8 protein-coding genes are annotated in these 14716 nt (G+C 62.9%); 3 read left to right on the forward strand and 5 right to left on the reverse strand.

From position 1 onward, the window contains the following. Positions 1 to 452 precede the first annotated feature (452 nt). A complete protein-coding gene (locus RA302_RS19760; RefSeq protein WP_042923411.1) occupies positions 453 to 863 on the forward strand; it encodes a VOC family protein in 411 nt (136 codons plus the stop codon). Between the two features lie 93 nt (positions 864 to 956). Here the strand turns inward: RA302_RS19760 and RA302_RS19765 are convergent, their stop codons facing one another. Both RA302_RS19765 and RA302_RS19770 read right to left on the reverse strand, forming a co-directional pair. Continuing rightward, on the reverse strand, positions 957 to 1931 hold the full coding sequence (locus tag RA302_RS19765; protein WP_003945115.1) for a sigma-70 family RNA polymerase sigma factor: 975 nt from the start codon (positions 1929 to 1931) through the stop codon (positions 957 to 959). 53 nt (positions 1932 to 1984) lie between these two features. After that, positions 1985 to 2716 (reverse strand): GNAT family N-acetyltransferase, encoded by a 732-nt coding sequence (locus tag RA302_RS19770; RefSeq protein WP_070161784.1) that lies wholly within the window; start codon positions 2714 to 2716, stop codon positions 1985 to 1987. Positions 2717 to 2931: 215 nt separating this feature from the next. Here RA302_RS19770 and RA302_RS19775 point away from each other — a divergent pair, with 215 nt between their 5' ends. After that, entirely contained in the window at positions 2932 to 3705 is a 774-nt protein-coding gene (locus tag RA302_RS19775) for a hypothetical protein (protein ID WP_338477661.1), read from the forward strand. A 542-nt stretch (positions 3706 to 4247) separates the two neighbouring features. Next, the gene (locus RA302_RS19780; protein WP_030536903.1) at positions 4248 to 9731 is read left to right on the forward strand and encodes a carboxyl transferase domain-containing protein; all 5484 of its coding nucleotides are present in this window, start codon (positions 4248 to 4250) and stop codon (positions 9729 to 9731) included. Positions 9732 to 9800: 69 nt separating this feature from the next. Here RA302_RS19780 and RA302_RS19785 read toward each other — a convergent pair whose 3' ends face one another. Genes RA302_RS19785 through RA302_RS19795 form a run of 3 tightly spaced genes read right to left on the reverse strand, consistent with a single transcriptional unit; the run spans position 9801 to position 14637 of the window. Then, positions 9801 to 10082, reverse strand: a complete 282-nt coding sequence (locus tag RA302_RS19785) for a hypothetical protein (RefSeq protein WP_030536904.1) — start codon at positions 10080 to 10082, stop codon at positions 9801 to 9803. Positions 10083 to 10093: 11 nt separating this feature from the next. Continuing rightward, the gene (locus RA302_RS19790) at positions 10094 to 14197 is read right to left on the reverse strand and encodes a cation-translocating P-type ATPase (protein WP_338477665.1); all 4104 of its coding nucleotides are present in this window, start codon (positions 14195 to 14197) and stop codon (positions 10094 to 10096) included. Then, positions 14197 to 14637, reverse strand: a complete 441-nt coding sequence (locus RA302_RS19795) for a hypothetical protein (protein WP_338477667.1) — start codon at positions 14635 to 14637, stop codon at positions 14197 to 14199. The genes RA302_RS19790 and RA302_RS19795 overlap by 1 nt, the downstream gene beginning before the upstream one ends. Positions 14638 to 14716 lie beyond the last annotated feature (79 nt).

The following is a 14716-nucleotide window of genomic DNA, read 5'->3' on the forward strand; positions in this document are numbered from 1 at the left end:
TCGCGGATGTGAAGTACCAAAAAAAATTTGGCACTGACATTCATCGACACACTGTTGAGTTCTCAAAGAACACGCACACACCATCACCACGACCCTATGGCCGCCGCTCCGGGGCAACTTTTCCAGCCTATCCCAACCTGGCCACCGACGCAAACCGAAACCCCGTGAGAAAAACTGGATTGTGTTCGCCAGACACTTCGTACAACCTCGTGTCACTCACCCTCGCAGGTGGGAGTCGGTGTCCGTGTCGCTCTGACCTGGACAAAGTTACGCGAAGATCAACACAACACCAAATCGCCAGGTCAGAGCACTGGCGCCGGTTAACAGGCGATACTTTTCTCGAATTTTTACTTCTCGCGATGACTTTCTGCGCCCACTGCGGTCTGTATGAGCAGGAACCAACAGGAACCGAAGCGTTCAGTAATCAGTCAACCGAGTTCAAGGAGCACCCAATGTCTCGTCTTCTCTTCGTCAACATGCCGGTCAAGGACGTCGTCGCTACCCGTGCATTCTTCAGTGGCCTCGGCTTCGAGTTCAACGACATGTTCAGTGACGAGAACACTGTCTCGATGATCGTCAGCGATTCCGCCACCGTCATGTTCCTGAACGAACCGCGTTTCGGGGACTTCATCGCCGACGACATCTGCGACACGTCGAAAGCTCGTGAAGCACTGATGTGTGTGTCGGCCGACAGCAGGGAGGAAGTCGACACCTTCGTCGACGCGGCGATTGCTGCCGGCGGCAGCAAGTGGATGGAGCCCCAGGATCACGGCTTCATGTACGGACGCGCATTCCGCGACCTCGACAATCACGTCTGGGAGGTCATGTGGATGGACCCGGCTGCGACTGTTCCCCAGCAGTAACGCACAGCAAACAGCAGTAACGAGCAGTCGCGCGGGTCCCTCCATACTGGGGGGGCTCGCGCAACTCCTTGCCCCTACAACTCGGCAGGGCCCCTACAGCTCGGCAGGCAATCCGAACCGTGCGAACAGACTCAGATCGAAGAAACACGTCACGTGCGAGATCCCGGACTCGGTGACATCGAGAACGTGCAACTGGAAAGCGCGGTGAACACCATCGGGCTCGCGCATGTAGAGGCCGAACGCCGGCTGACCGTTCGCAGCGGTCGGAAGTAGGCGCATCGCTCCTGGTCCGTCGGCCGGGCATTTGGTTCCGATGAGTTGCCCGATTGCCTCGGGGCCCTGGTACCAACCCTCGAACGGAGGCATCTCCCAGATGGCTTCGCGCGTGAACAGTTCGACGATGGCCTCGACGTCGTAGCTCTCGAAGCTGTGCACGTAGTCGCGAAGCAACTTCCGGGCAGCCTCGGTAGTCGGTTCCACGAGATCGTCCTCGGTGGGTCCGATGTGATTGATCTGCGCGCGAGCCCGCTGCAGCAGGCTGTTTACCGCAGTGGTTGTGGTGTCCAGCGCCTCCGCAACTTCCGACGCCTTCCACTGCAGAACGTCACGTAGAACCAGAACCGCACGTTGGCGCGCGGACAAGTGCTGCAAAGCGGCGACAAGGGCGAGCCTGACCGAATCGCGATTGACGACCATGACGGCCGGATCATTGACGTCGCCCAACGCAGAATCGGCAATCGGTTCCAACCAGGCAATCTCGTTGCGCTCGATCAAATCGTCGGCCGGGTCCGAACTAGGTGCGCCGAGGCCGGTCGGGAGGGGACGCCTCGATCTCCCCTCCAGCGCGGTCAGGCAGGTATTCGTCGCGATGCGGTAGAGCCAGGTCCTGAGAGATGACTGGCCCTTGTAACCGTCAAACCCGCGCCAAGCCCGGATGAACGTCTCCTGGACCTGGTCTTCGGCGTCGTGAATCGACCCCATCATGCGATAGCAGTGCGCCAGCAACTCGCGGCGGTACGGATCGGCAAGAGTGAGGAAATCACTGTCCAACGCCTGATCGACTGTCATTTGTTCAGACTAGTGGCCGAGCGCCCGAAACACAGGCGTCGGCGAGAATTCGATCAGGCAGGCGCCTGCACCGCAGTCAACCTGGATCTCTTCCGGAGAACGAACCCCAGTGATTCGTAGAGTCTGATCGCATTCGTATTCGATTGCACTGCATGGAGAAATGGCAGCTCGCCGCGCTCGCGAATCCCGGCAGCGACGGCACGGATCAGCGTCGTACCCAGGCCTCGACCCCGAAAGTCGCTGTCAGTGCACACCGCACTGATTTCCGTCCATCCCGGAGGGTGCAACCGCTCCCCCGCCATGGCAACAAGTCTTCCGTCGACGCGAATGCCGTAGTAACTGCCCATCTCGACGGTACGAGGAAGAAACGGTCCTGGCTTGGTGCGCTCGATCAATGCCAGAATTTCGGGAACGTCGCCCGTTCCGAGAAGTTCGACCGACGGATCAACGGAGACTTCGAGTGCGGATCCGTCCATCTGCACCGAGCCGAACTGATCCACAACGCGCCACCCTTCCGGCGGGCGGTGATCAAATCCTCGCAAACCTACTGTGCCGCCAGGACCTACGAGTGTGCGTAGGTTCTCCCAGTCCTCGGCGTCCAACTCGGGCGGATGACCGACAAACGGCGCGACCGTCGGGTCGTATCGCGCAACTCTCCCTGCCCAGCGAGCGAATTGCGCATGATGTCCGCGAAGTCCTTGTCGCACAGGATCGTCCAGCGGATGGGTGCCGACATCCGTGTCAACTGTCTCGACAAACGACGCCAGGGTCGCCTCCGTGGTCATCGAACCTCTTCCTGCCCTATTTGCCTGTGATGGAGGCGAACGAACCTCCCCGCCCACCTCTATGACAACGCTAGGAACACTTGCTGTCGTAGTCGCCGGATAGAATCAAGATGATTCTGACCTCGACCTGTATTTCCGGCGTCAATCAGGGCTCGATTGCAGATCTGCACCAGGACATTCGTCGCGACGCCTCACCAACCGGAAGGCTATTTGGCATGAGCAACTCCGACCCGATCAGGTCTGCATTCGACCAGTTGCCCCTGAAGGAGATGGACGCTGCAACGCTGGTCTTCGCCATCGAGAGCGCCGTCGACGAGCTGGCGATCTCGGGTGAAACCCTACGGCTCGCCATGGAGGTCGCGACCCTTGCGCACCTCGATCAGTTCAGAAAGAACGGGATCAAGTCCGACGAGGATCCCTACATCGTTCATCCCCTACGAAATGTATTGCGGCTGCTTCGGTACGGGTGCTCCGATGTCGAGATCCTGAGCGCAACCGCGCTTCACGACACGGTCGAGGACCGACCACACGCCGTCATCGCGCTCCTCGGTGGCCAGACTGCAGACGACTTGTCCGCATCCGAAGCGCAGGAACGTGCGTCCACACTCATTGCCTCGCGCTTCGGCCACAGAATCTCCGAACTTGTTGAGGCAGTGACCAATCCAATCGACTACCCACACGACAACACCACCGCCGGATATCAGGATCACGTCATCCGCGCGATAGCGGATCCCGCAGTGTTCCTCGTGAAGTTCAGCGACTTCGTCGACAACGCGGGAAGCGTGAAGTACCTGAACGGGACCGACAGACTGAGACTGGTCACGAAATACGAACCACTCGTGGAGCACTTCAAGCGGACTTCACTTGCTCTCGGCAACGCATTGCACCTCCCTCCCTCAGGACTCGACGCGATCGCAAAGCACATCGCAACCATCGAAGGCGATTTCTCGAATACGGTCCGACCGGACATAAAAAATACTCGCCAGTAGTACCGATCAGTAATAATCGAGCAACCCAGAGAATTCTCCGAATATGCGATTTTGTTACCAGTGAGTATTCACTTTCTTGCCGATTTCATTACCATCGTGATCCGTGTCACAAGTCCGAATTCCATTGCACCGCAATGATTTAACGCCATATGTGTAACCGTGGTTCACGTTGACTAATATTCTTCAATTCGCCCAGGTGACATGAGCGTCGACATACTGCATTCTTAGATAAACCAGGGATTCCCTGGAAGCAGACACAATATGTTGCTGATTCGTGATTGGAGCGGTTCTGAGTCCACGCCTGCAGGGTGGCGCACAAGGCACACAGTGTCTCAGCGCACACAGCGCTTCGGTGCACACAGTGCTTCAGCGCAGGGGACTCGACGAACCGGAAGGGCAATCACTTGCCGACGCGCAACCGGGGGAAACACAGCGCATCGCGGCGTAGTTCACGAACCGGGGAATCCGGGTATGTGGGACACGGTCGGCTCATATCGCAACGTACGTGACGAAGAATCTCATCAAGGACGGTGGCAGTGACAATGTTCAAACGAATCGCAGTGGTCAATCGAGGTGAGGCCGCGGTCCGGCTGATCAGGGCTGTACGCGAACTGAACGCCGAACACGACTACGGCATTCGCGTCATTGCACTGCACACCGAGGCCGAGCGCCGCGCCATGTTCGTCCGCCAGGCCGATGAGGGCGTGACCCTGCGCAGCACCGGCACCGGTAGCCCGTATCTCGACTACGCCGAACTCGAGCGAGCACTCCTCGCAGCCAAGGCTGACGCAGTCTGGGTCGGCTGGGGCTTCGTGGCCGAGGATCCCGCCTTCGCGGAGATCGTCGCGAAACTGGGCATCACGTTCATCGGCCCGAGCGCCGACGCAATGCGCCTGCTCGGCGACAAGGTTGCCGCCAAGATCCTGGCCGAGAAGGTCGGCGTACCGGTCGCCCCGTGGAGCGGCGGACCGGTCGAAACGCGCGCCGACGCTCGTCGTCATGCTCAGTCCATCGGATATCCCCTGATCATCAAGGCCCGAAGCGGCGGCGGCGGACGCGGTATCCGCAAGGTCTGGGCCGAAGACGAACTCGAAGTTGCACTCGAGCGCACGCAGGGCGAAGCAGAGCGGTCCTTCGGCGACCCCGTCGTCTTCCTCGAACGCCTTGTCACCGATGCACGCCACGTCGAGGTACAGGTCATCGCCGACAACCACGGCAATGTCTGGGCTCCGGGCGTTCGCGACTGCTCGATTCAGCGTCGCAACCAGAAGGTCATCGAAGAATCCGCCTCCCCCGTCCTGACCGAAGAACAGTCGGACCACCTCAAGAAGGTTTCCGCCGAACTGGTCAAGGCAGCCGGGTACCAGGGCGCAGGCACGGTCGAATACCTCTACCAGCCCGAGAACAAGCTCTTCACGTTCCTCGAGGTCAACACCCGCCTGCAGGTCGAGCACCCGATCACCGAGGTCACCACCGGAATCGACCTCGTCAAACTGCAGATCCTGGTCGCCAGTGGTGACGAATTGGTCGGTGACTGCCCGCCCGCATTCGGCCACGCCGTCGAAGCCCGCCTCAACGCCGAAGACGCCGACAACGATTTCGCGCCGGCACCCGGCACCGTTCAGCTCCTCAAGTTCCCGCTCGGCTCCGGCATCCGGGTCGACACCGGCATCGCTGCCGGGGACGTGATTCCGCCCGACTACGACTCGATGGTCGCGAAGGTCATCGCGTGGGGCCGCAACCGCTCCGAGGCACTTGCGCGTCTGCGCACTGCCCTTCGTGAAACCACTGTCGTACTCGACGGCGGCACTACCACCAAGTCGTTCCTCCTCGATCTACTCGATCGCGACGAGGTCATCTCGGCATCCGCGGATACCGGCTGGCTCGACCGCACGGGCGCCCTCACCGGCACCACTCGCCGCGCGGACGTCGCGCTGATCGCCACCGCCATCGATGCTTACGACGCCGAGGAGTCCCTCGAGCGTGCGGCCTTCCTCGCCTCGGCACGTGGCGGCCGCCCACGCGCCAATCACGCGATCGGCCGTACCGTCGAGCTCAACTACCAAGGTCAGGCATACAAACTGACCGTCGGGCGTATCGGCCCGCACCGCTACCGCGTCGACGGAGACGCCGGAGACATCGAGGTCGACGTCGATCGTCTCGGTGACTTCGAGTCACGGCTGGTGATCGGTGATCGCCGCTTCCACGTCGTTTCCGTCGTGAGCCCGGCTCGCTATCTCGTCGAGGTCGACGGCATCAGCCACCAGATCAGCCAGGACGACGCCGGCGTAGTCCGCGCGCCGGCTCCCGCCGTAGTGGTAGCAGTACCGGTCGCGGTCGGCGACGACGTCGAAGCCGGATCCACTCTGGTCGTGCTCGAATCCATGAAGATGGAGACCGCGGTTCGCGCTCCGTACGCGGGCAAAGTGCGTGAGGTTCTCGCTACCGTCAACTCCCAGGTCGATGCCGGCGCACCGCTCCTGCGCGTCGACCAGGTCAGTGAGGAAGCTGTCACGGAGAAGGCTCCGCGAGTCCAATTCGATCTTCCCGCAGCAACTTCCGGATCCGATACCCGCGCAGATGCATTGGCACAGCTGGAAGCACTGACCGCGATGATCAGTGGCTACGACGTCAGCGGCAAGCACGCAAACGCTGTTCTGGCCGAATACGACGCACTTCGCAGCGCACTCGAATCCGAGGACCGCGAACTGGTCCAGGCAGAACTGGCTGTGCTGACCACCTTCGCCGACATCTGCGAACTCTCGCGCAACAAGCCCACCTCGGGCGAGTCCGCGAAGGACGAATCCGTCCACAGCCCCCGCGAGCACTTTCACACCTTCCTGCACTCACTCGACTCCGAGCGCGAAGGTTTGCCGGCGTCGTTCCGCACGAGACTCGAACGGGCACTTCGCCACTACGACGTCACCGATCTGGAAGATCGCCAGGCCGTCGAGGAAGCGGTGTACCGACTCTTCCTGGCTCTGCAGCGCATGGAAGCCCAGATCCCGGTCATTGCAGCACTTCTCGAAGGCTGGCTCGTCGGCGACAAGGCTCCCGGTTGCTCGGCGCAGGAGCTCAACGAGGTTCTCGATCGACTCATTGTCGCGACGCAGGTCCGCTACCCCGTCATCGGCGACGTCGCCCGCAACCTTCGCTTCCGGTTCTTCGACGAGCCGCGCATCCGCAAGGTTCGCGAAGACGTCTACGACGGAGTACGCGGCAACCTCGCCTACCTCGAAGAGCAGCCGGACGCTGCAGATTTCGACGAGCGAATCGCCAACCTCGTCGCCACTCCCGAACCGCTCCTGGACCTGTTGGGTCGAAAGATCGGCCTCGGCAACCGCGATGGCGGCCCTCTGCTCGAGGTCATCACGCGTCGCTACTACAAGATTCACTCGTTCGAAGACGTCCGAGTTTTCGAGCACGTCGACCGCCGTTTCGTAACCGGCAACTTCGACCTCAAGGGCGACGGGCTGCATCTGGTCTCGACGGTGGCCGAATTCGACGCTCTCGGTACGGCTCTCGACGATGTCGCCACGATCGCGCAGGATGCTCCATCCGGTCGCGGGCTCGTAGTCGACATCTACCTCGACTGGCCTGATCAGCCCGCCGACGGCGACGCGCTCGTCGAGACGCTGCGCACCGAACTCTCGCGCAACGAGACGATCACACGGTCTCGCCGCGCGACGGTGATCATCTGCAACCCGAACGGGGATCCGGTCCGGTGGGTCACCTTCCGCCCCGTCGACGGCGAACTGGTCGAGGACCACATCATCCGCGACATGCATCCGCTCACGGGTCAGCGTCTGGACATGTGGCGCCTGAAGAACTTCAACGGAAAGCGCCTCCCGGCTCCGGAGAACACCTACCTGTTCCACCTCTCGGCCAAGGAGAATCCGAAGGACGAGCGCCTGATCGCTCTGGCCGAAATCCGCGACGTGACACCGCAACTCGACGACGAAGGTCAGATGGTTGCACTCCCGGCCATCGAGCGCACGCTCGCTGCCTGCCTCGACGGTATCCGTCGTGCGCAGTCCCAGCGCGGCGACAAGCGTCGACTCGCAGCCAACCGCGTCGTGCTCTACGTGTGGCCGGTCGCCGACGTTCCCAGCGAGCGCTTCTCGGTGATCGCTCAGAACGCAGCCCGACTGACCGTCGGCGCCGGGCTCGAAGAGATCACGCTCATCACTCGGCTCAAGGACCGAAAGGGCGGCGCGCCCAAGGAAGTTGCGCTGCGATTCTCCTACCGCGCAGGTGCCGGTGTGGTCATCAACAAGACCACACCTCCCACCGAACCGCTGCTCCCCCTCGACGCGTACGCCCAGAAGGTCCAGAGTTCGCGGGCACGCGGAACTGTGTACCCGTACGAGCTGATTCCACTCCTGACCGGCACCAAGGGCACCTTCGTCGAGCACGACTTCGACGAAGCGGGCGTCCTGTCACCTGTCGAGCGTCCGTACGGTCTCAACAAGGCCGGCATCGTCGTCGGCCTCGTGAACACGCCGACGCCGCGCTATCCCGAGGGAATGACCCGTGTCGCGCTATTCGGTGACCCCACCAAGGCGCTCGGTACCGTCGCCGAGGCCGAATGCTCACGCGTCGTCGCTGCCATCGACCTGGCCGAGAAGTTGAACGCTCCGGTCGAGTGGTTCGCACTGTCCTCCGGTGCCACCATCTCGATGGAGAGCGGCACCGAGAACATGGACTGGGTCTCCCGCGGCCTGCGCCGAATCATCACCTTCACCCAGAACGGCGGCGAGATCAACATCGTCGTCACGGGCATCAACGTCGGCGCTCAGCCCTACTGGAACGCCGAAGCCACCATGTTGATGCACACCAAGGGCATTCTGGTGATGACCCCGGACAGCGCGATGGTGCTGACCGGCAAGCAGTCTCTCGACTACTCCGGTGGTGTGTCGGCCGAGGACAACTTCGGTATCGGTGGTTACGACCGCGTCATGGGCCCCAACGGCCAGGCGCAGTACTGGGCCCCCGACCTCACTGCGGCGTGCGAGATCCTGTTCCGTCACTACGCACACTCGTACCTCGCTCCCGGCGAACGGTTCCCGCGCCGCGCAGCGACGACGGACCCCGTCGATCGCGACGTGCGTAGCTTCCCGCACACCCACCCGTCGAGCGACTTCGAGACGGTCGGCGACATCTTCTCCTCGGCGAAGAACCCGGATCGCAAGAAGCCCTTCGACATTCGCACCGTGATGCGTTCGGTGGTCGACCAGGACCACTCTGTTCTCGAGCGTTGGGCCGACATGGCCGGCGCCGACACCTCGGTCGTCCTGGACGCGCACCTCGCCGGACATCCGGTCACAGTGGTGGGCATCGAATCCCGCGCGATCCCACGTAAGGGGCACTTCCCCGCCGACGGTCCCGACACTTGGACGTCGGGAACGCTGTTCCCGAACTCGTCGAAGAAGACTGCTCGCGCGATCAATGCTGCGAGCGGCAACCGTCCGATCGTGGTGCTGGCCAACCTGTCCGGCTTCGACGGTTCCCCGGAGTCGCTGCGCAACATCCAGCTCGAGTACGGCGCCGAGATCGGCCGCGCCATCGTCAACTTCGACGGACCGATCGTGTTCTGCGTCGTCTCCCGCTACCACGGCGGCGCGTTCGTCGTGTTCTCCGGTGCGCTCAACGACAACATGGAAGTTCTTGCTGTCGAAGGCTCGTTCGCGTCGGTACTCGGCGGCGCCCCCGCCGCCGCAGTGGTCTTCACCCGTGAGGTGAACACACGCACCAACAACGACCCGAAGGTGCAGCAACTGGAGGCAGACTTGGCAGCAGCCAAGGATGACACGGAGAAAGCACATCTGCGCGTAGAACTGAACGCTCAGCGCATCGCCGTCCGCTCCGACAAGCTCGGCGAAGTGGCATCCGAATTCGAAGCGATCCACAACATCCAGCGGGCCCGAGAGGTCGGCTCGGTGGATGAGATCGTCCCTGCCGCAGAACTGCGTCCGCAGATCATCGCAGCAGTCGAACGCGGCATGAAGCGCGCACTCGCGCAGTAAGTTTCTCCGCACGTCGAGCGGTCCCGCGAAATGCGGGGCCGCTCGATTTGTGTCCAGGCAGCGCCTGCGTCAGACGCCCTCGAGCGCCTCTCCGATCTCTTCGAGGACGTGATTGTGCTGCTCTGTTGCGAGCAGATGCCCCGCTGCAATGGTGACTGCCACGGGCCACTCGATGATCTCGAAGGCGACCATCAGTCCCATCACCGCAAAGTAGGCGATCTGCTCGGGTCTCGGAACAGGGATGGCACCGACGATCGGTAGCTCCAACTCGAAGCTCCGTGCCGAACGGACGGATTCGACTACCGCGCGGTGATCGACGGGGTTCGTGTGGTCGACGGTGTTCTGGGACATGTCACGATTCCTCAGGATTCATCTCGGGTCGCCCGGGAGTTCGGCGACGTGTCACTTCCAGCAGCGACGCTCACAAGCGTGTCCGATTCACCGGTTTCCGCTTCTTTGATTTCCACGTCGCTGATTTCCACGCTGTCGCGGGCGCTGACTCCCCCGGTTCGGGAGGTGTACGCAGTGCTCGTTCGCGTCGGGATCTTGCGAATCGTCGACTGACCGTTCGCGTTCTCCTCAGTTGCGGCAATCCGCTCCAACGCCCGCGGGGCCAGCGCCGCGAGCAGCGTCGCCGCCGACGCGCAGCCCACCGCTTGGCCCCAGGCGATGGGACCGAGCGGCGTGCAACCGAGAAATTGGCTCACCACGGGTGTGCTGACGAGCGTCGCCAGCGCCGCAGCGGATCCGGCAACGGTTGCGACCACCAGCGGACTGCGTGATTCGAGCAGCGTCTGCCCCAGTTGGGTGCCCACCAGGGCAACCAACGCCACCGTCGACGCTCGCCGCCTCCTACCGCTCGCCCGGGCCAGAAGCCACGCTGCCAGCGCACCGATTGCCGTGGCACCGCCGCGGACAGCGATCGTCTGCCACAACGCATGAGCGTCCATCTGTTCGGACTTCTCGGATCCGTTCTCGGACGGGGTGCTCACCGCAAGCGCGGCAGCGGGCAAGGCGTCCGTCATCAGATTGACCAGTAGCAACTGCCTTGCGTTGAGCGGTGATTCGCCGGACAACGCAGAACCGATCAGCGCGAATGCGACTTCACCCGCGTTGCCTCCGAGCAAAACCCCTACCGCTGATCTGACCCGCCGCCACAATTGACTGCCCTCGTCCAATGCGTCGGTCAGTCCGCCGACACGGCCGTCGAGGAGCACGATGTCTGCGGCGCCGCGCGCCGGATCACTGTCGGTCGACGACACCCCGATTCCCACGCTGGAAACTCGGATCGCCGCAGCATCGTTCGCGCCGTCACCGACCATGGCGCACACCCGCCCGTCGGTCTCCAACGCTTGCACGATCTCGACCTTCTGCTCGGGTGTCACGCGCGCAAAGACGCTGCTGCCGCGGACCGCATCCCGTCTTTCGGCGCGAGAGAAGTTCTCCCAGTCAGGACCGGTGACAACATCCTCGCGTGCGACGTCCAACCCCAGTTCGGTGGCGACCGCGGCCGCTGTTGTCGGATGATCCCCGGTCAGCACGCGCACTTGCCGTCCGTCGCCTCGAAGTTCTCGAACAAGTTGCGTTGCTTCGGGTCTGAGCGTGTCCGAGAGTCCGAGAAGGCCGACCGCTTCCAACCCCTCGGAGCAACACTGTTCGAGAAATTGCGAGTCTTCGCCTGCGCGTCGCGCGTCGTGTTCCGACAACTCGCGCTGGGCGACGGCAACCACCCGCAGTCCGCGTCCGGCCATGCTTTGAACGTGCTTCGCCGACACAGCATTCGGATCTCGTCCTGCTTCGGTCACGAATTCCGGCGAACCTTTGAGTGCGATCCGCCTGCCGAGCAAAGCTGCCGAGTACGGCCGCCCCGACCTGAACGGAACGAGGTTGTTCGCCTCGACGTCACCGAAAACCGAAGCATCGTCCAGAGCTTGCTGGGCTGCATCGACGACGGCGGCATCCGTCGAATGAAACACGCGATCGTCGCGACTTCCCAAGGCACTGCGCGCCGCAACTTCCAGAATCTCGCTTTCGTCCCAGCCGTCGACGCGTTCGACCGCGGCCACCCGTAGCTTGTTCTCGCTGAGGGTTCCGGTCTTGTCGAAGCAGACCACGTCGACACGACCGAGCGCTTCTATCGATCGTGGCGCACGAACCAACACTCCTGCTGCAGTGAGCCTTCGCGCTGCGGCCTGCTGAGCCAGAGTGGCAACCAGAGGCAGCCCCTCCGGCACGGCAGCCACAGCCACGGCCACACCTCCGGTGACGGCGCGGCGCAGACCGGTACCACGAAGCAGACCCGCGACTGTCACCAACGCCCCACCGCCGATACTGGCCGGCAGGGTCGCCCTGGTGAGTTCGCGAAGTCTGTTGGTCAGGCCCACAGCAGGTCCGGATCGGGACACACCGACATCGGCACGCCTGGTCACCGTTCGGGCTCCGATGGCCGTGACCACGCCACGACCGGATCCGGCAAGCACTGTTGTCCCTGCGTAGGCCATGCACCGTCGCTCGGCCAGTGGCATCCCAGGGGTCGGGTCGGTCTGCTTGTCGACGGGCAGGGACTCTCCCGTCAACGACGACTCGTCGACTTCCAGTGATTCGACGCTCAACAGGCGACAATCTGCGGGCACGATGTCCCCGGACTCGATTGCCACGACGTCACCGAGTTCGAGCGCGTCGGCCGCTGTCTCGACCGTGCCGTCGTTGGTTACTCGCCGAGCTACCGGTTCCTGAGTCCGCAAGAGCCGCTGCACCGCCCGCTCCGAATGAAGCCGTTGAACAGCGGACATCGCGGCATTGCCGACCAAGACCGAGCCGACCAGGACGGCGTCTACCGGTGAACCGAGGACTGCACTGGCAGCGGAGCCGGTCGCCAACACAGGCGTCAGTGGATCCGCCAATTCTGTTCGCAACGCCGACAATCCGTCACGGATCAACCTGAACCGTGCGGGCGCTCGCACACGAGCTTCCGCACGGTGCGGTGTATGTCGGATGGATTCGGATAGTTCGCGAACGACAGCATCACCGTCCATCTCATGCCAGGTATCGCTCGGAGTACCGACAGGGACGGGCGCTTGAATCACAGATCGGGACAAGGTGTATCCGGTCCACAGTCCCGCGGCCGAACCAGCTGTGATCGGCCCCGGCCCAGCCCCTCGAACTCCCGGAAGCATGATCAAGGCACCCAATGCCGAAGAGCCTGAGGAGAGTTCGACACCGCGCCTCGTCGCTGTTCGAGCAGCCGGGAGCGCATGGACAACCCGCCACGCCCCGGCCAAGTCGGTGTGGATGTCGGCACTCACGTGCTCGCCACTCGGTGGTGAAATCCCGATGCGTAGCACTGCCTGCCCCGCTATCGCCCTACTCGACACGATCGCAACTGTCCGACCCTCGGCCACCAACGCCGAGAGAGCCTCGCGCAGGCCGGCTTCGGCAGTCGATTGCGCCGGATAGAGCTCGTCGAATCCACTTCGCAGTGATCCGAGCCCGTCGTCGTCGATCGTGACGGCTGCGACCCCGGCCGCACGTATTTCGCCTATCAGTGTTTCCGCCAGACCTTTTCGCACGGGTCGCACGACCACTTCGGCGCCGCCGATGCGGTGCCTTCCCACTCCGACAGTTCCGTCGTTCAGAGCTTTCCTGGCTTGTTCCCACACTGCGACGCGATCCGACTCGGCCACCTCTCGTATGTCGGAAACCCGGAGCGAGTCGTCGAAGAGGACGCTCGGATCGACGAGGACGGTGTCAATACGATCGAGCATGCGTAGAGCCGCAGAGTCCGAAACGGCGGTGTGGTGCGTCCGACACAGACCGTATGACACACCAGCAGCGAATGATTCGCGCGACATCCGAAGCGGCCGCGGCGCCGAAACCTTGATACTCGTCGCGACGGTGTCACCGCCGGCGGACACGGTAGCCAGTGCAGCCCCGGCCGCCAGCTGAACCCCAGCGATCCTGTCGGCATAACGCTCCCCCGGACCACTCGGGTCAGGCCTCGTGGAAGCACCGCGACCGCCAGGTTCGAATGACCACACCCGCCGAGAGTTTCGCGCCGCCAGAGTTTCGCGCAGCAGCATCGTCCGCAGCCCGGAATCCACGCCCAATGACGCAGGCGCATAGGTCAGAACATCCGCGAACGACGTCGCCGACTCCAATGCGAAGTCGGTGAGCGAACGGCCAAGGCGCTGTTCGATTCGCCGACGCACCCGGGGTTGATAATTGATCGCCGACGCGGCCGCCGAGACATAGGCGGAACCTGGGATTCGCGGGGCACCGAATATCGATCCCGCTGCTGCAGGAATCATCCCCATACCCGCCAACGCGAGGGTGCCGGTCCGCAACGCCACGTCACTGACAGCGGTTCGCGGAATCGTCGAACCGCCCACCAACGCGAGTCCCGACAACGCCAGGCGCGGCGGCAAAGTTGCCACCGACACCGCACGCCGGGCCATCGCTGAGAACATCAGTGAGTGGATCGAGTGTGCGAAGAACTGTGAGTTCGATCCTGTGACCGGCCGGCCGCCTTGTGGGAGTTTTCGCTCGATTCCTTCTTTACCTGTTCCGGCTTTACCTGTTCCGGCTTGCTCGCGCGGCCAACCGCCTTGACCTCGCGATCCGTCCGACCGCTCTTGCGATCCCATTCGTGGAGTACCAGGGCCGTGCCGCCGACTGCCAAGATCACCGGCCATTCCACCAATCCCGCCGCACCCACGGCCGCCATCGTGAGAACCGCCGTCGGCGTCGAGGAACTACCCGCACGAATTCCGTCTCGGACACCCTCCGCCGATCCGCGTATCCCGCCCGTCACTCCACCGATCACTCCACTACCGACGGCTCCGGCCACCGTCGTCGTTGCGTCTGCCACCCCACGAACGACGCGGGTCGCTTCGTCCACAATCATCATCGGACGCTCCTATCAGCAGTCCATCGAAGAATTCAGTATTTGAGGCCATACCCAACGCTGACGGCGGCAATCACGATCC

This window comes from Rhodococcus sp. DN22, assembly GCF_036669995.1.
GTDB lineage: Bacteria > Actinomycetota > Actinomycetes > Mycobacteriales > Mycobacteriaceae > Rhodococcus_F > Rhodococcus_F erythropolis.

Coding starts and splice junctions, on each gene's coding strand:
- RA302_RS19790 (WP_338477665.1), bottom strand. CDS start 14,197: ATGTTCTCAGCGATGGCCCGGCGTGCGGTGTCGGTGGCAACTTTGCCG.
- RA302_RS19775 (WP_338477661.1), top strand. CDS start 2,932: ATGAGCAACTCCGACCCGATCAGGTCTGCATTCGACCAGTTGCCCCTG.
- RA302_RS19765 (WP_003945115.1), bottom strand. CDS start 1,931: ATGACAGTCGATCAGGCGTTGGACAGTGATTTCCTCACTCTTGCCGAT.
- RA302_RS19780 (WP_030536903.1), top strand. CDS start 4,248: ATGTTCAAACGAATCGCAGTGGTCAATCGAGGTGAGGCCGCGGTCCGG.
- RA302_RS19785 (WP_030536904.1), bottom strand. CDS start 10,082: ATGTCCCAGAACACCGTCGACCACACGAACCCCGTCGATCACCGCGCG.
- RA302_RS19770 (WP_070161784.1), bottom strand. CDS start 2,716: ATGACCACGGAGGCGACCCTGGCGTCGTTTGTCGAGACAGTTGACACG.
- RA302_RS19795 (WP_338477667.1), bottom strand. CDS start 14,637: ATGATGATTGTGGACGAAGCGACCCGCGTCGTTCGTGGGGTGGCAGAC.
- RA302_RS19760 (WP_042923411.1), top strand. CDS start 453: ATGTCTCGTCTTCTCTTCGTCAACATGCCGGTCAAGGACGTCGTCGCT.